This window comes from Collinsella sp. BM28, assembly GCF_054551995.1.
Genome location: NZ_JBTOLJ010000001.1, coordinates 1,026,081 through 1,041,928 on the forward strand (window position 1 = coordinate 1,026,081; position 15,848 = coordinate 1,041,928).

The 15,848-nt window shown below is 58.5% G+C and carries 13 protein-coding genes and 2 pseudogenes; all 15 read right to left on the reverse strand.

Features of this window, described 5'->3' with window-relative positions:
• Positions 1–114 precede the first annotated feature (114 nt).
• Positions 115–393, reverse strand: coding sequence for a 30S ribosomal protein S15 (gene rpsO / locus ACX9NZ_RS04435; protein WP_118653915.1), 279 nt, complete (start codon positions 391–393; stop codon positions 115–117).
• Between the two features lie 177 nt (positions 394–570).
• A complete protein-coding gene (locus tag ACX9NZ_RS04440; RefSeq protein WP_118653916.1) occupies positions 571–1,476 on the reverse strand; it encodes an HD domain-containing protein in 906 nt (301 codons plus the stop codon).
• Between the two features lie 275 nt (positions 1,477–1,751).
• Positions 1,752–2,429, reverse strand: a complete 678-nt coding sequence (locus tag ACX9NZ_RS04445; protein ID WP_278540774.1) for a DUF3800 domain-containing protein — start codon at positions 2,427–2,429, stop codon at positions 1,752–1,754.
• Positions 2,430–2,765: 336 nt separating this feature from the next.
• On the reverse strand, positions 2,766–3,449 hold the full coding sequence (locus ACX9NZ_RS04450) for a hypothetical protein (RefSeq protein WP_302741813.1): 684 nt from the start codon (positions 3,447–3,449) through the stop codon (positions 2,766–2,768).
• Between the two features lie 1,380 nt (positions 3,450–4,829).
• Positions 4,830–6,419, reverse strand: coding sequence for an IS3 family transposase (locus ACX9NZ_RS04455; protein WP_407496995.1), 1,590 nt, complete (start codon positions 6,417–6,419; stop codon positions 4,830–4,832).
• A 388-nt stretch (positions 6,420–6,807) separates the two neighbouring features.
• Positions 6,808–7,242 (reverse strand): annotated as a pseudogene (locus ACX9NZ_RS04460) (sugar phosphate nucleotidyltransferase); the annotation flags it as partial.
• Positions 7,243–7,258: 16 nt separating this feature from the next.
• On the reverse strand, positions 7,259–8,281 hold the full coding sequence (gene rfbB, locus ACX9NZ_RS04465; RefSeq protein WP_407496977.1) for a dTDP-glucose 4,6-dehydratase: 1,023 nt from the start codon (positions 8,279–8,281) through the stop codon (positions 7,259–7,261).
• Between the two features lie 188 nt (positions 8,282–8,469).
• On the reverse strand, positions 8,470–8,850 hold the full coding sequence (locus ACX9NZ_RS04470) for an Abi family protein (RefSeq protein WP_407496969.1): 381 nt from the start codon (positions 8,848–8,850) through the stop codon (positions 8,470–8,472).
• On the reverse strand, positions 8,837–8,980 hold the full coding sequence (locus tag ACX9NZ_RS04475) for a hypothetical protein (protein WP_369680571.1): 144 nt from the start codon (positions 8,978–8,980) through the stop codon (positions 8,837–8,839). Before ACX9NZ_RS04475 ends, ACX9NZ_RS04470 begins: the two co-directional genes overlap by 14 nt.
• A gap of 523 nt (positions 8,981–9,503) precedes the next feature.
• The gene (locus ACX9NZ_RS04480; RefSeq protein ID WP_304292689.1) at positions 9,504–9,989 is read right to left on the reverse strand and encodes an Abi family protein; all 486 of its coding nucleotides are present in this window, start codon (positions 9,987–9,989) and stop codon (positions 9,504–9,506) included.
• Positions 9,990–10,309: 320 nt separating this feature from the next.
• Positions 10,310–12,484 carry a KAP family P-loop NTPase fold protein gene (locus ACX9NZ_RS04485; RefSeq protein ID WP_407496971.1) on the reverse strand — a complete coding sequence of 725 codons (2,175 nt, stop codon included), beginning with the start codon at positions 12,482–12,484 and terminating at the stop codon, positions 10,310–10,312.
• A gap of 450 nt (positions 12,485–12,934) precedes the next feature.
• The gene (locus ACX9NZ_RS04490; RefSeq protein WP_407496973.1) at positions 12,935–14,095 is read right to left on the reverse strand and encodes an IS256 family transposase; all 1,161 of its coding nucleotides are present in this window, start codon (positions 14,093–14,095) and stop codon (positions 12,935–12,937) included.
• A gap of 113 nt (positions 14,096–14,208) precedes the next feature.
• Positions 14,209–14,526, reverse strand: coding sequence for a transposase (locus tag ACX9NZ_RS04495; RefSeq protein WP_407496975.1), 318 nt, complete (start codon positions 14,524–14,526; stop codon positions 14,209–14,211).
• 82 nt (positions 14,527–14,608) lie between these two features.
• Positions 14,609–14,782 (reverse strand): annotated as a pseudogene (locus tag ACX9NZ_RS04500) (IS256 family transposase); the annotation flags it as partial.
• A 205-nt stretch (positions 14,783–14,987) separates the two neighbouring features.
• Complete coding sequence (locus ACX9NZ_RS04505) at positions 14,988–15,638, reverse strand: hypothetical protein (RefSeq protein WP_407497005.1); 651 nt, start codon at positions 15,636–15,638, stop codon at positions 14,988–14,990.
• Between the last annotated feature and the right edge of the window lie 210 nt (positions 15,639–15,848).

Here is a 15,848-nt window from a genome sequence, read left to right on the forward strand (position 1 = left end):
CAGTAGGCCCTCTCCCCTTTTGGACGGCGCATCGGCGCCGGCCCGGACCCCTATCGCCGGGATAGTAGCCCAACATGAAAAAGGGCGCCCAGCGGACGCCCCTGCATGCACGACTTACTGGATGTTGTCGCGGATACCAAGCTCGGCGATGAGCTCACGGTACTCGTTGATGTCGTTCTTCTTGATGTAGGAGAGAAGACGACGACGCTTACCGACGAGCATGAGCAGGCCGCGGCGGGTGTGGAAGTCCTTCTGGTGGGACTTCATGTGCTCGGTCAGCTCCTTGATGCGCTCGGACAGGATGGCGACCTGAACCTTGGAGTTGCCGGTGTCCTGGGCGTTCTTGCCGAACTTGGCGGTGAGCTCCGCCTTGCGCTCCTTGGAAATCGTCATGATTTCACCTTTCTTGTAACGACCGCGGGATGCGCTCCCCATGGCCTCGATTCGCCCTCAACTGGGAAGCCGCCGGTGGAGCGGATATCCAAGTGGAGGGTACCAACAGGTCGGTATGTTACCACAGACCAGCAGCACAACGCCGCAATCGCACAACTTGCCCATGTTATGGACGGGTTAAGCGTCAAACCGCTCCAACAATGCGTCCAAGAAGGCATTGCCGTCGACATATCCTCCGGAATCGAACTCGGCCTCCGAACGACCCAGGCGGTTCATGAGGCGCTCATGGGGAGCCTCACGTTCGACATCAGAGCGGGAATTAGACGGAAGGCACTGCATCACATCGCAGATGGCGTCCCAGCGGCGCTGGGTAAGCTCGGAGTCGAAATGCGGGCTCAGGCCGAAGGGCTCGCGCAGGAGTGCCTCCAGGTATCCCCTATCCCCCAGGGCCGTGCGGGACGCGGGCAACTCGAGCTCGAAGGCCAGGCAGACGGCGCCCACGAGGCCGTCGAGCGACCCGGGGCGCTCATCGCGCGCAAGGCACCGGCGCTCGCCGAACGCTCCGAACGCCGTGTCGGAGATCTCCCCGCGCGAGAACTCGGCGGGATCGATACCCAACACCGCCCCGCAGCTCGATTGGTTGAACACACGCAGGATATCCACCTTGTCGGCGTCCCGCGTGATGGTGCAAAAGAGGCGCTCGCGAGCGCCCAGGTCCGATGGGAGCCTAAAGTCGCTGTGCAGGGCGACGGCGCGCTCGATGATGTGCGCCCATTCCGGATCGCGAGTGAAGCTTCCCATCTCGTCCTTGAGCACCTGGATCCCAAGCGCCGCATGGCTGCATGAGTCCGCGTCGCTGAACGTCCCCCATTGGCACAGCTGCTCGAACCGACCGATGTCGTGCAGCAGGCCGCACAACCATGCGAGGTCGACGTCGGCCGGGGGCAGGCCCTCCCCTCGCGCGATCTCGGCGCACAGCTTGGCAACCTCATAGGTGTGCTCGACCTTGAGCGCGATCCGCTCATCCGAAACGTCGTAACGAGCGACATAAGTATTGAATGCATCTAAGCACGATTCACGCATAACATCCCCAAAACAAATAGCCGCCGGTAACGACGATGTGGTCGAGCGCGCCCAGGCCGCCGTTGACCATCGTGCCCTCGAATCGCCGAATAGCGTCCATTGCAATCTCCACTACCGCCAAATCCTTTTCTTGGTCGAATCAGATTCTGGGATGGAGGCCGCGCTTTTTTCAAAGCGCTCTTACACCACTATTCGCTACGCGATCCGTTTCGTTAGCTCGCCAGCATCTTCTAGGTATCTCCAAGCGGTCTGCAGCCACAGTATCGACAGGAGACCTACGCAAACGCCTTTCGATCGAGCTGCTTTTTAAACGACTGAGTGAAATTCCGGCGATTGCCGAAAAACCGCTCATGGGTCTTCGATTGCCTACCAGCATCATAGTCCTCGGAAACGCGCAAAACCGTGCATACGTAGTCCGCCACTTGGAGAAGCCTGCGGGCATTAGGATCGGCGTGCCGATAGTCCGCAACGTTCTTCGCGAGCACAAAATCCAACGCATCATGCAGCGCCGCGCTGACAGCGCCCTGCCCATTGTCGTAATACACGGCGATGGCATCGAAGGCCTGGAAATACGACAGGCTATCGAAGATGAGCAGAGCGAGGTCCCGCCTCAACCTCGCTTCGAGCTCGCTCCTGTTATGGACGGTCGCGCCGTCGTACCGCAGTGCGAAAAACGAGATCGGGAGCTCTCGAACAAAGCGGGAAAATTGGGTCAGCAGGCGCTTCCTATCACCAGGGGAGACATTGGCATACCCCTCGTTGCCGTGAAGGAGGTCTTTGCCGTGAAAAGGCACGTCGGGCAGGCCTGCCCCCGACAAGCGAGACCTGTATCGAGCAATGGCGTCCTCGATGTCGGCGCTATGGTCGTGAAGGACGACGGCGACGAGATAGCGCCCCTCAGATAGGTCCTGGTTGCCGGTCTCGTCGATGTGCAGATTTAAACGCTCGGCCATGGACCCCCTATGTAAGAAAATGGCGAGGTACGGACCTCGCCAATCTGACACCTACGGAACTAACGCTCCTTCGGTGGCTTTATGGTCTCACATCCAAAGTCGTATAGCAAGACCGCCTAAGATACGAATCGGCATAAAGACGTTGTCTGTTCTCCCACTCTGCACTGCAACCCGGCATCTTTCGAATCTTAAAACTGACCGACTTTATTGGCCTAATTATCCGCATCTCCATGGAGCCGTCGGATCACGTCGGAAAAGTTGGTGTAAGCGAGGTCGATAAAGGGACGGCCGCCGTGGAGTCGCGGGCTAACTGCGCCTCGGCGAGGAAGCCCGATCCTACGCATCTCCACTTGCCGTGCCTTTATCCGCAGGGCTGTCGCAATCAATATGGCAACGATCAACGTACCATTCGTCTGAGACAATTACCTTATGGAGCATTTGAAGGTGAAGTTCGGCATAGTGGCAGAATGCTTTGCCGCACCCCACAAGAGACGCATTGTTCCTCTCGATGGGAACCGCTCCAAAATTAAACTCGACTTCACATCCCTCCCCAGGCACACCCATACCCGGCAGGATATCAGTTGAGAAGTGGACGAATCCAGATGTTGCCTTGTACACGTCTTCCACCTCTGGATCGAACTCACTTAGCAAGTATTGAAGTCTTCCGTCGGTCATATTTTTACCAGAGCGATCTTTAAGTCTGTTCACGGGCACTCCACGAAACACCTGCTTGAGAAAATCCACTTGGTCTTTCGCGACGAATAGCGCTAGCGTCCGAAGGCAAACGCCAACCTGTGCCCTGAGGAGTTGTGCGACGCAAACGAAATTCCTCGTCTTAAGCATTGGGATGAACCCGTCTATCAGTCTCATCACATACTCAGAACTGGAAGCAAGGTATAGATCCCATTGGGTAAAAACGCAGCCCATGAATGGGATCACCGCATCTCTCTCTTCGACTCTCAAACTCCTCAGAGCTATTTCTATATTCTCAGCTTCCTGTTTGAACTGTTCACTGTTCAAGACATTCCTCCAAATACGAATTCCCTCAAATCCGGTATAGGCGAGGATTCGAAAGCCGAGATCTCGTCCAACAAATATGCGCATCCAGTCGATGTGTCCGCGCTCGAAACCAATCCGACTGTTTCAGAATGATGGCACAAGTAAAAACGATGAAGATTCGGCAACATCCCAGAATTAATATCAACCATGAGAGAGCTGTTTGAAGGGCAACAATAGCAGTGGGCACCTTACAACAACGCCACGCCAGCGAGGGAGCGACCCCGCTACGGAAAAGTCACCCTCGCTCTGCTTGGATCGAGTAAAACGATACCGCCTGCGACAACGTTGCATTACTTTCCCAAAACGACCCATAATGAAGCACACCAACGGCAACAATTCCAAATGCGAAATATACCGCTGAGTTACCTTTTTAACACCCCTTTAACAACCCAATGCCACATAACCCGCAAATGGCACCTCCACCGTCTGAGCGGCAGGAACGCCACTTATCGACTCGTTAAGACTGACCGGTACGCGATGTAAGCAATGGGGCTATAAACGTTATTGAGCGGCACAGGAAGTACGGGCGGTCAACTCGATGGACGCGGGCGGTCGCAACGCTTCCTGTTATTCGGATGGGCCCAACGAGCCCCGCCGATCATCGCCGAACATGTCGTCGACTGGAAGGAGGCCCGTTGTTTTTAGCGTACGACTTGCATTGTGCAACACCCCTCCTCTCCCTCGAAAGGACTTGCCATGCTGTGGAAACGAACTTGCCTCCGTGCCGTAAGCTCGGAGGCAATCATTGCTGTTTCTATCGTAACCTTTGCATCAGGAGATGCCAACACCGTCATCAACGACGTGCTCGTTCCCGTCATTGCTTACACCGCAGCAGCCCTGCTGCTTGCAAAATGCGGGGCTAAGATTGTCAGACATTTCGTCGACATTTTCGATGGCCTGACCGATCTTATCCGCGCTGCAGTGAGGACGCTGAGGACCTGGAGGCACCGCATGGATACTGCGTGTCCAGAGCCCGATGAGGCCCCCTCCCTCAATATGAGCCCCCGCCATGACAAGACCGACCCTACCGAGAGGCCCAAGCCCAAGCCTTCGTCAGTGCGAAGCATGAGGAAAAGACCCCACCCTCATCGCAAGAACAGGAAGCGCCCCCGCAGCAGTAAGAAGCAAACGCGCTAGGCTTCCAGTGCGCAAGACGCTCAAATAGCGCAACGCATCCCGCTGAGGCCGGTTCCGCAAGCCGCAGAGCGGAACCGGCCTCGAGCCCATAGATCACAAGCGGAAAATACGATATCTTGTGCTCTTTCTGCTCGATTCTCAGTGACCACGATGCTCAAAAAGCAGCGACCATTCGGGGCTGCGGCGGAAAAGTTGGACCGTTCCCTACGCTGCAAGTCCCAGGCTCCGACGGTACTGCGCCGGGCTCATGTAGCCCAGATTGCTCTTGAGCCTCCCGTCACGGTACCACGACAGGTAGGCATCGAGCCTGCCCATGAACTCCTCCATGGTCACCCCGGACCAGTCCTGCCCATAGAAGAACTCCACCTTGAGCCTCCCGAAGAAGCCCTCCGCCCTCGCGTTGTCCGGGCTGCACCCCTTCCTGGACATCGACCTCACCAGCCCATGCTCCTCGCATATCCTCAGCCAGCCGGGCCAGCGGTAGTGGCAGCCGCGGTCGCTGTGCACCTTGGGATGCTCGCCCTCGCGCAGCTGCCTGCATGCCTCCAGCAGCGAGGAGTTCGCCATCTCGGCGTCGGGGGAGGTGGACGACGACCAGCTGATCGGCATGCCGTCGAAGCAGTCCACGATGGGCGACAGGTACACCTTCCCTGCCGGGATGCGGAACTCCGTCACGTCGGTGACCCACAGCTCGTTTGGCCTGTTCGCGCCGAAATGGTGCTTCCCATCCTCGTCCCTCAGCAGGTTGCCGGGGGCCTCCGATATCTCGCCCGCATAGGAGCTGTAGCGCCTCCTCCTCTTGGGCGCGCGGGCGGCGAGGCCCTCCTGCCTCATGATGCTGCGCACGGTCCACTCGCCGATCCCCGCATCCGGCCCGGCCCCGGAGTTGACCTGCGCATATATGCGCCTGTATCCGTAGGTCCCGCCGCTCTCCTCGAATGCGGCCCTGACGGCCTCCCGGGCGGCGGCGCGCTCCGGGCCCTCGCCCCTGGCCAGGGCCCCCTTCGCGTACTCATAGCTGCTCTTGGCCATGCCCACGGCGGCCAGCAGCTCCCGGAGGCTCCACCTCCCCCTCAGCGCCTCCACCATCGACGCCTTCTCCCTGTTCGTCAGCCGGTTCGGGTCGGTGCCCGGGTCTTTTTTTACGATCTCGAGGGTCGCCTCGCGCACGTCCAGCTCGAGCTGCACCTGTCTGAGGCGCGCCTTCGCCTCTCTCAGCATGTCCTGCAGCTGCCCGATGTCGTCGGGAAGCTCGTCGATCTCCTTGGCCACGGGAAGCCCTTTCTCCTGGTGTCTCCCTCCATTATGGCCCATGATCTCCCTGCGCCATGCGTAAGGCGCGGTCCGCGACACGCCGTTCCGCTCGGCGACCTCCGCCGCCGTGCCCGTCCTGGCCTCGAGCTCCGCGACCACCTGCACCTTCCTTTCCAGGGGCACGGGGCCCCGATCCGGGCTCGGGCCCCTGCGTTTCCTCTGGCCCGGCGCATATTCGTCGATCCACTCGCCGAGCAGCTGGCGGCTCTTGGGATAGCCGAGCGCCCTCGCCGTCCGTGCCAGGCTCCTGCCATGGCCGAGGTAATAGTCGACCGCGGCGCGCTTCATCGCGTCGGTGTATGTCGGGTCGGAGACGGACTTCCGGACAGGCACCACGCCGGTCCTCTCGTATTCCCTCCACCAGCCCCTGAGCGTCCCCCGGTTGGGATACCCCAGCTCGGCAATTGTGTCAGCATAGCTATGGTCGAACCTGATGAATGTCTCGAGGGCGCTCCTTCTCTGCTCCTCGCTGTATGCCATGCGATGGCCTCCTTGAACTCCTTTGGTCCAAGTTCTCCACCGCAGTCCCTTCGGACCAGTTCTCAGTGAACATCAACAACACCGATACGAAACCGGCGAATCGACCTGCACCGATGACGCGAGACACCCGGCTAGGCTGCATACCCCCCATGAACGGAGTGTGCTTGAGAGTCATCTTGGCAAGCGATACCGGGGCGACCGCCGCGCAGTAGGCAAGAACGAATATGCTAGCAAATGCTCCGATCGCCAAGACAACCGAGATCCAAAACTTAGTCTTGTGCGTGAGCTTGCTTCAATCCCCTCCTCCAAATGCGAAATATTATTGACCGGAGAGTCTCCCGTCCACCATGCGAAGCTTGACGATGGGTACCAAAAGCAAGAATAAACGTTAGCGCTCCAAGCCGCCGCGCTCGTCGGCGGCCGCCCAGAACTCGCCGGCGAAGCGGGGGTCGGACGCGGCCATGAAGGCGTTGGTGGCGATCCAGCCGGAGGGGGTGCCGGTGTCGTAGCCGGACAGAGGGTCGATGACGACGGCGTACATGGCCTCGCGGTCCAGGCTGCGCGCCATGGCGTCGGTGAGCTGGATCTCGCCGCCCTTGCCGGGCTGCTGGTTGGCGAGGAGCTCCATCACGAGCGGGGAGAGCAGGTAGCGGCCCACGATGTAGAGGTTCGAGGGCGCCGCCTCGGGGCTCGGCTTCTCCACCAGGCCGCCGATGCGCCACACGGAGCCGGGCTCGGTCTCCCCCGCTCCCTCGCAGCCCTCGAGGGTGCCCACGAAGCCGCCGGCGATGACGCCGTAGCGGTCCACCTGCTCGGGCGCGCAGCCGGACTCACCTCCCCTACTGCCCCTGCGCTTTGTACCTCGCCTCGGTGGCCTCCTTGGCCGGGCGCCACCAGGCCTCGTTGTCTCGGTACCAGGCGATCGTCTCCGCCAGGCCGGCGGCAAAGTCGGTGTGGGAGGGCTCCCAGCCCAGCTCGCGGCGGAGCTTGGTCGAGTCGATGGCGTAGCGCCGGTCGTGGCCGGGGCGGTCGCGGACCCAGTCGAAGTCGTCGGCATCGCGGCCGAAGGCGCGCAGGATCTCGCGCAGGACGGCCAGGTTGTCGCGCTCGCCGTCGGCGCCGATGAGGTAGGTCTCGCCGATGCGGCCGCGAGTGAGGATGCGCCACACGGCGGAGCTGTGGTCCTCGGTGTGGATCCAGTCGCGGACGTTGCGGCCGTCGCCGTAGAGCTTCGGGCGCACCCCGTCGATCAGGTTGGTCACCTGCCTGGGGATGAACTTCTCCACGTGCTGGTAGGGCCCGTAGTTGTTTGAGCAGTTGGAGATGGTGGCCTTCATGCCGAAGGTCCTCACCCAGGCGCGCACGAGCATGTCGGAAGCCGCCTTGGTGGAGCTGTAGGGGCTGGAAGGCCTATACGGGGTCTCCTCGGTGAAGCGGGCCGGGTCGTCCAGCGCCAGGTCGCCGTAGACCTCGTCGGTGGAGACGTGGTGGTAGCGCACGCCGTGCCTGCGGCACGCCTCGATCAGGGTGTAGGTGCCGCGCACGTTGGTCTCCAGGAAGGGCGAGGGGTCGGCGATGGAGTTGTCGTTGTGGGACTCGGCGGCGTAGTGCACCACGGCGTCGGCCCCGGCCACGAGGCGGTCCACCAGCGCGACGTCGCAGATGTCGCCGACCACGAGCTCCACGCGGTCGGCGGGCAGCCCCGCGATGTTCTCGGGGTTGCCGGCATAGGTGAGCTTGTCCAGCACGGTGACGTGCACGCCGGGGTGCTCGCGCACCACATGGTGGACGAAGTTGCTGCCGATGAAGCCGCAGCCGCCGGTGACGACGATGCGGGAAGGCTCGAAGGTGATGTCTGCCATGAGGTCCTCTCTGCCTGCGCTCGTGTTGCCGATATGATTATCGCCCCGACCCGCAGCATAATCACAGGACGCCCCGCATCTTCGTGACCCGCAGGCAGGCAGGCTCATACAAAATCATCCCTCATGTCGCCATGAAGGGACTCAGCGCTGCCTCATAAGACAGCCAATCCCACCCCGAGGCAAACATCCTAATGCGCATCGATTCTCTGCTGCATTTTGGACAGCATCTCCGGAAATCCAAGATCATCCAGCAAGTGGACCCCCGCAGCGTTTACCTCTAAATAATTCCCTACAAGATCCGTTACATCGCGCAAGAACCCATAGAACTCTTCTTCTGTAAGAAAACGTTCGAGCATCCAAATCATCTTGCTATACCCGACGTTCTTGCGGGCTCCAACATGCGCGCAATATAGACGCTCATCATGGGCGCAGAGATTGCGGAACTTAACAAGGACCTCCAGAGAGACTCGAGCTTCATCGACATCAAAATACCCGAGCAGCTTGCTTCCTTTTCTTCCAATGCTCTCCGCAATCATCTTGCACACAGAGACCTTTTCATTGGGTTTCATCAAATTGAAGAAATGCTGAATATTGCCAAATGTCAAGGCGTTGCAGAGAGCGATCGAATGTGAACAGGGCAAAGATATCGTCAAATGAAGTGCCACCTTTATAGCGGTCATTTAGTTCGTCCTTGGTCACAACCGGCTCGAGGAACGGTTCCTTGTAACCGTTGATGATTGAATATTAGCCTTCGCGCATCAAGGCGCAACGCTCACCCTCGGTACGAGAAACACCTCGTCTCTTCAGAAGCTCAATTTGCTCCTCAATGGCCAGAAACGGCTTGCCCACATGGCCTCCCTAGAAAAAAGACGACCATCCCCGTAAGGACAGCCGTCTCTCGCGGAAGCGGGCCCCGTGAGGTCACCACGTCAATACCGCTGCTTAAAGAATAGTCGCAGCATGCTCAAAGCCAAGCGCTTGCCAGTCGACAGTACCTTGATTTCCAACATGGTTATTGAGAATTGGGCGGAAGGCATCAATTGAATGCCCGTAAATAACTAGAGCCAGTCCCCGAAAAGACCGGCCCCTACAGAACCTCGGAGGTTATTGCATCTGTGCTCATCTTGGCATCAGCCTTGTGCCGCTTCAAGGACCATCGCAAGAAACGTAAGATGGGACACGAGGGGATTCTGTATCCCATAGAGCACGATCGCGCCATCCATCAGGGGACGGAGGCCAGCGACCGCGTCAAGCACTCAACGCAGAAGAGATAAAAGGCAAGCATCGTCCCGAACGGCTCCACTTCCAGCGATACCCATACGGGAATGGCGTCCCGGTAGTGATCGATCGGCGGCTCCGCGTACTCATCCACCCGAGAACGCGATACGAGGGCGCGCCCAAGCCCATCGCGGAAGCCATGCAGCGGAGAGGACACGAAGTCGGCGACAATCCCATAGCCATCCTCCCCACGTCCAGCGGCCTCGGACACTAACCATGCCCCTACTGCGCGCTCGACATCCTTCGCCATGAGGCAAAACGCATCACGAAGAACTTCGTCGAGAGAACTCACGTCCAAGAGATCCCCGAAATCGCGGCTCACGAACTTTCCGGCGTCAGCGCCGTTCTCATGGCGCTGGAAAAGCACCCGGTAAGCGGAAAGACGCAGATAGGCATTGGCGCTCGAAATAATCTCGAGAGCGTTATCCATGCTCCATGCTGTGTGCTTCTTAGTATCATCCGACATGCAAGCAATTCTACCACCGCAGCCAGAAGCTGAAGACAGTTTAGGAAAAGCAGTGCGGTCCGAGCTTGCGGGCCTTCGCCTCTCTTGCTGTTTGGGCAATTGTATGAGGCAAATCAGAACTCGCGTTACCAGGTGGAATTACTAATCAAAGAATCATTCCATGCTAATTTACCTAACGGCGTCAACCAGAGTAGCACTGCACTCGGCCTGCGTTAACGCACATCGAACCCTATAGAGGCGACGGTCCATGACGGATAGCAGCGGAGGCGGTCACGCACATATGCCTAGCCCCGCCCTTCGGCATACCGCTCCGTCCACTGATCTAGCAACTTCTCGCACTGCTCATAGGAGGCGCTGGCCTCGGAATACGAGACAGCACCTTCCAGCAGACGCTCCACGCAAATCCTCAAGCCAGCGAGCTTAAGCTTTACGCTCTGACCGAGCGTCCAAAATGCGTCGCTACGCAGCGCGCCATCAAAGCTGTCGAGCACCCGTTCCATGGAGATATCGTTGTCAAAATCGACCGGAAAAGCCCATCCAGTTTCGCCAGCCGAATGATAGAGGCCCAATTGATAACTTGCATAAAGAAGATAGGCCAGCGGATCAAGAAGCAACCCCTCAGTTACGCGCGCGGCATACGCTCTTTGATCAAAACAGCTCCACAGATACAGCAGCATCCGAGAACCTTCTATGGCCAAATACTCAACAGAAAGCTGCGCATCACAAAGAGTCTGGGCAATACTCCGCTCAACCCGCTTCAAACACGCAAGCGAAATCAGCTGCTCGCTCGGCTTTTCGCTTTTGCCTGCCAGTCTTCCGTAGGCAAGCTCTTGCCCGTTAACAAAGTGTGCCATTTTAGCCAAATGCGAAAAATCCAAACCCTTTATCTCGGAGGCGAATAGTTCACTCGCCGCACCCTCTCCCATAGCAGAAAAGAACTTCTCAAGACAGCTCTCGTAACGATAGAACGGCAATGAAAGCAGTCCGGCCCCGTCAGATTCCCCCGGGCTGCTTCTAATAATCGCCCGCGCAAAGGTAGAACGCCGGTCTTCATTCATATCGGCCGCAGTCTCACCCGCAACTGCGACAAGCGTTGAGGCAACATCATTCGATCCTTCGTCCAAAATGGCCTTAAGCTCGTCTACTGAGCCAGAATGCAACAATGCTATCGCCAACTCACGCGGAAAAGCGTATGCTTCCATGCTCCCAGACAGGTAGTTTCTCAAAATCTCCGGACATGCGATCCTGCGATCAATCTTAAGCTTGGCCTCAGATACACTCACGGCATGCAGTCCGCATGCATTTGCAACACGGGGGAAAACTGCCGCTAGCAACCTCAGGGCATCATCAGCTTTACCGCAATCTCCAAGCAGCTCGCCAAGTGCCTCTAGGTATTGCTTCTTGCACCGCTCAGCGTCCGAAACCAGATAGCCTCCCCCTGTGCCCCCGCTCAACCCTGGAGCCTGAGTCCTAATCCATGGCAAAATCTTGGGATATACGATGCGCAGCACAGACATGCTCAACAGGTCGCCTGGAGCAACCTTCTCCACAGACGCCCGCCAATCGGCCTCAAATAGATTCAGGATACGTCGCACATCGCGCACGGTACGAACCCTCGAAGTCGCATCATTGACTGATAAACCAACACGCTTCAGCTCGCTGCGGCTGAGCTGAACGTGGGACACAACCCTCTCCACACCCTCTTGAAGCATTGCTGAAAGGGCGCCGACAGCAGGCTCCGGCAGCTCAAGAGGCACCTGGATGATTTTCTCAAGGTACTCATCCCCGTCGCATTGCTGCACGGCACGAAGCGCGCGCAGAATATTGCTGCGATCGTAAGCGAGCAGGTAGCTTACCCGCGAAAAATCGGCGACAGCTGCAACAAGCTGAAAAATCGAGCACACCGTGTCGTTGGACAGGCGATCAAGATCGTCGATCATGATAACAACGCGTAGGTGCAGCGACAGCAAGCTATCACCAATCTGCTCTTTCAGCTCTGCCAGAGTTTTTCTCTCCTCCTTTCTCTTTTTCCTGGCAAGACGCACTTGCACCAAATTAACCAGCGAACTCATACCTCGAGGGGTCACCGGCTTCAAGGCGTCCACATAGTCAGCAATCGCCTCAAGAGCCTCCTCAGCACGCTTCTTCATACGGCTTTTAAGGTTATATTTTCGTATTTCGGAAGCCAATGAAGTAAGAAACGGTGTTACCAGATCGGAGCCGGCAGGATAGTTCCAGGGATCGAAGCGAACTACAACGGGCGGGTCGCTAGCCTCACTGAGAAGTTCGCCCACCATGTTGAGCACTGACGTTTTTCCCGAACCCCATGATCCCGAAAGTCCGAAGACAATCGAGTGGTCCGCAGGTGCCCCGATTAGCATGTCGGCAATGTGCCGAGCAATACCAACTCGTCCAAGCCGATCGTCGATGCACTTTGTAATTGGGACGTCAGTGTCCACAACAACCCCCTATTCACACGATGCCAGTATGGCATTACAAAATTCTGCTTAAAATCAATTCCTATTAACCATTTTCCCATCATCGTCCCCAGCGATAGCTGGCGAAAAAGAAATGACACGGTCATCCACTGAAATCGATTTAGATGTCGACACGCCCAAGACTGATATCGGACCTAAAGAACTATAGTCAAATGATCAGCGTGCTGGACGAGCAGCCATACCAGATAGTGCCTCTCTCTTCCGGTACCGTATATGCAGTGCATCGGTACCGTTTTTGTGGGTCGGTACCAACTAAGTGCAGCACTCACTTGCATCGCATTCTCTTAAGAATGGAGGCCAAGTTGCTCAATTCATCGGTTGCCACTCAATCATCTAGATGCTTCAACGTCTGGTACCGTCAAGATTCTTGCGCACTTTCCGACAGCCCCATAGGCCCGCCATCCGGTACGGCTACTCGTCGAGCAGCGTCACGTCCAGATAGCGGCGGGATCCCCATTCGCTCTCCGCGACGTACTTGAGCCTCGCGGTGACGAGCATGAGGGCCGACCTGCCGTCGGGAAAGGTGCCCACCACGCGGGTCCGCCTGCGGATCTCGCGGTTCAGGCGCTCGATCGCGTTGTTGGTGCGGATACGGCGCCAGTGCTCGCGGGGGAAGGCCGTGTACGCCAGGGTCTCGGGGGAGCCTTCGCGGACGACCCTGGCGGCCTCACCGAGCCGCATCCGCTCGAGCTCGTCCGCGACCGCGAGCGCCTTTGCCTCGGCGGCCTCGCGCGACTCCATGGCGTGGACCGCCTTGAGCATGGCCGCGACCGCGGCGCGCCCGGGCTTCGGCACGCGGGCGAGCACGTTGCGGTAGAAGTGCACGGCGCAGCGCCGGTGGGCGGCATCGGGGAGCACCTCCGCGATCGAGCCGACCATGCCTGACGCCTTGTCGCCGACGACCGTCCGCACGCCGTGAAGGCCTCGGGGCCGCGGCCAGGACAGGAATTCCCGCCAGCACTCCGAGGACTCGGTGAAGCCCTCGGCGGCGCCGATGACCTCGCGGTAGCCGTCGTCGTTGACGCCGATGGCCACCATGACGGCGACGTTCCCGTGGGCGCCTCCCCGGCTGCGCTTCAGGTGTATGCCGTCGACGCAGGCGTAGGGGTGGGCGCGCCCGGGCGGGCGGTTCCGCCACTCCCCGGCCGAGGCGAACGCCTTCTCGTCGAGGTCGGGGACGGTCGCGGCGGAGACGCTCGACCCCCAGAGGATCTCGGAGACGTCCTCGATCCTCCTGGTCGAGACCCCGGCGAGGTGCATCTCGATCATCGCCTCCTCGACGGAGGACTCCCGCCTGCGGTGGCGCTCGATGGCCGCCGTCGCGAGGCGCGCGCCCTTGAGCTTGGGCATGCGGACGGTCACCTCGCCCGAGCTCGTCGTCAGGCCGCGGTCGTAGTGGCCGGCGCGGTAAGCCTCCCGCTCGGCGGTGCGCCCGTGGCGCTCGGCCCCGACAAGGTCGTCGGCCTCCGCCTCGAGCAGGCCGTTCAGGGCGTCCTCGACCGTCTTCCTGGCCAGTTCGCGCAGATCGGACCTGAGGCTATCTTCATTCAATGTCACGATGGGTTCTGGCATGGCAACCTCCGATATGCTTCTTGTCTCGACAACTTGAATCATACCGAGGCGGGCCGTGCCTTCCCTTCTATCTGGACGCTATTCCGCTGTCAAAGTGCGCAAAATATTGTACGTTACCTATGGGCGTCGCTGGTGACGCAAATCGCGCCGTCGACTCCGCGTGCGCGCGGCGACAGCAGGAACGGCTTCCAGCCGTCATAGGACTCGGTGTCGATGGCGTCGAGCCCCAGAAGGCGTCTGTACCCGCCCGAGCCGACGCCGATGGCGGTGACAGGCGCGGTCGACTGCACGCGGCCCGCGTCCTCGCACTTGGTGTAGGTCGCGTCGAGCCAGATATAGGGGTAGACTGCGTCTGACGGGTCGTGTTCCCGCAGGTCGGCGACCGACTCGTCCATCGACGAGCATATCCTCGACACTTGGCTGGCGCTCATGCGGTCTATGCCCATGGTACGCGGCGCGCAGCTTCGGGATCCTGAGGTTGATGGTGCCGACGCCGGTGACGAGCTTGCGCACGCGGTAGCCGTTGCGCCGGTTGCCGCCCTCGCGCGCCTCGTCGGCCCGGGCGTCCATGATCTCGTCGACGGGCGACTCGGCCATCACCCTTATGAGCTCGGCCATGTTCACCATGCCGTCGTCGAATCTCGGCATCAGGGCGCCGTCGCCCGCGATCTCGTGTATCTTGTCCATATGCGGTTATCGCCCTTCCACGAATCCTAACTTCAGCAATTGAGATTCCAGGCGATAGCCGCTTCCTGCTTTCTGCGGTCAGGGAAGCGACCCCTTACACCAACATTCGGCACGCGATCATTTGATCGAGCGCAAGCCGCGCGTAAGTACGATGTTTTTCTAGGCTCGATGCGAGATGAGAAAATCCAAGCGCAACGGCACTTTCTTATGAAGAGCAGCGCTTGAATATATTTCCCGAGGGCTCTTTATCTTTGGCGTTCATTGTCGTGTACCAAATGTAGTCCGAGTCATAGAGTCTAACTATATGAGTGGAAAGCAACCGAATAATGAGTTCGCGCCACTCAAGTATCTCCTTTTCCAATTTCTCATAACCCGAAGCGAGGCTTGCTTCGTCAACAAACGGAGATGATTGGTGTAGGTATTTTCCACACGTGCCATACGCTTCGATAAACTTCTCTTCTGTGAGATATCCCTCTTTTACATCAACAAACTCATCTGGTCGATTGTCATCGTGGGCCACGATTTCGATTGGTTGTGGATAAAAATCAGGGTGGATTCGCCCAATGTCTCTAAGTATGAGGCGAGCATTCCACATTTTTTCAATTTTATCTAACCGCTCGCGATACAAATCAGCATCAGAAACAAATGCAGAGAGGGCTATGAGCTCAAGAATCTTCCTGATTTGGAGTACACAAAACTCCATGTTCGTTATTCTGTAGGTCGTAGAACATCTCCCGAAGAAAATATCATCGATTGCCGCCACACGCCTCTTCACTTCCGACATGTTCCTCAGATACAGCTCCCACAGACGTTGCTGACGTTCGAGCTCTTTGTCCTCCAGACCTCTTTGAGCCATGCTGCTGCCCTTCCGCCCTTGATTGAATCGAGAAATTACTCGCGAACGTTCTCCTGCGCACCTACTTTCGAGTTTGTCAACACAACACCGATGGGCACGGCGCCACCCGCTGCGTACTCGGATCCCTCAGCCTTATACTCGATAGAAGTGTTGCCGATCCACCCATGCCTTATTGCCAGTCGCACTGTAGTAGAAATAACGCAAGCGTAT

What these genes read in the sequence shown, in the direction of transcription:
- rpsO (WP_118653915.1), bottom strand. Translation starts at nt 393, where the DNA reads ATGACGATTTCCAAGGAGCGCAAGGCGGAGCTCACCGCCAAGTTCGGC.
- ACX9NZ_RS04440 (WP_118653916.1), bottom strand. Translation starts at nt 1,476, where the DNA reads ATGCGTGAATCGTGCTTAGATGCATTCAATACTTATGTCGCTCGTTAC.
- ACX9NZ_RS04445 (WP_278540774.1), bottom strand. Translation starts at nt 2,429, where the DNA reads ATGGCCGAGCGTTTAAATCTGCACATCGACGAGACCGGCAACCAGGAC.
- ACX9NZ_RS04455 (WP_407496995.1), bottom strand. Translation starts at nt 6,419, where the DNA reads ATGGCATACAGCGAGGAGCAGAGAAGGAGCGCCCTCGAGACATTCATC.
- rfbB (WP_407496977.1), bottom strand. Translation starts at nt 8,281, where the DNA reads ATGGCAGACATCACCTTCGAGCCTTCCCGCATCGTCGTCACCGGCGGC.
- ACX9NZ_RS04470 (WP_407496969.1), bottom strand. Translation starts at nt 8,850, where the DNA reads ATGAAACCCAATGAAAAGGTCTCTGTGTGCAAGATGATTGCGGAGAGC.
- ACX9NZ_RS04480 (WP_304292689.1), bottom strand. Translation starts at nt 9,989, where the DNA reads ATGGATAACGCTCTCGAGATTATTTCGAGCGCCAATGCCTATCTGCGT.
- ACX9NZ_RS04490 (WP_407496973.1), bottom strand. Translation starts at nt 14,095, where the DNA reads ATGCCAGAACCCATCGTGACATTGAATGAAGATAGCCTCAGGTCCGAT.
- ACX9NZ_RS04495 (WP_407496975.1), bottom strand. Translation starts at nt 14,526, where the DNA reads ATGAGCGCCAGCCAAGTGTCGAGGATATGCTCGTCGATGGACGAGTCG.
- ACX9NZ_RS04505 (WP_407497005.1), bottom strand. Translation starts at nt 15,638, where the DNA reads ATGGCTCAAAGAGGTCTGGAGGACAAAGAGCTCGAACGTCAGCAACGT.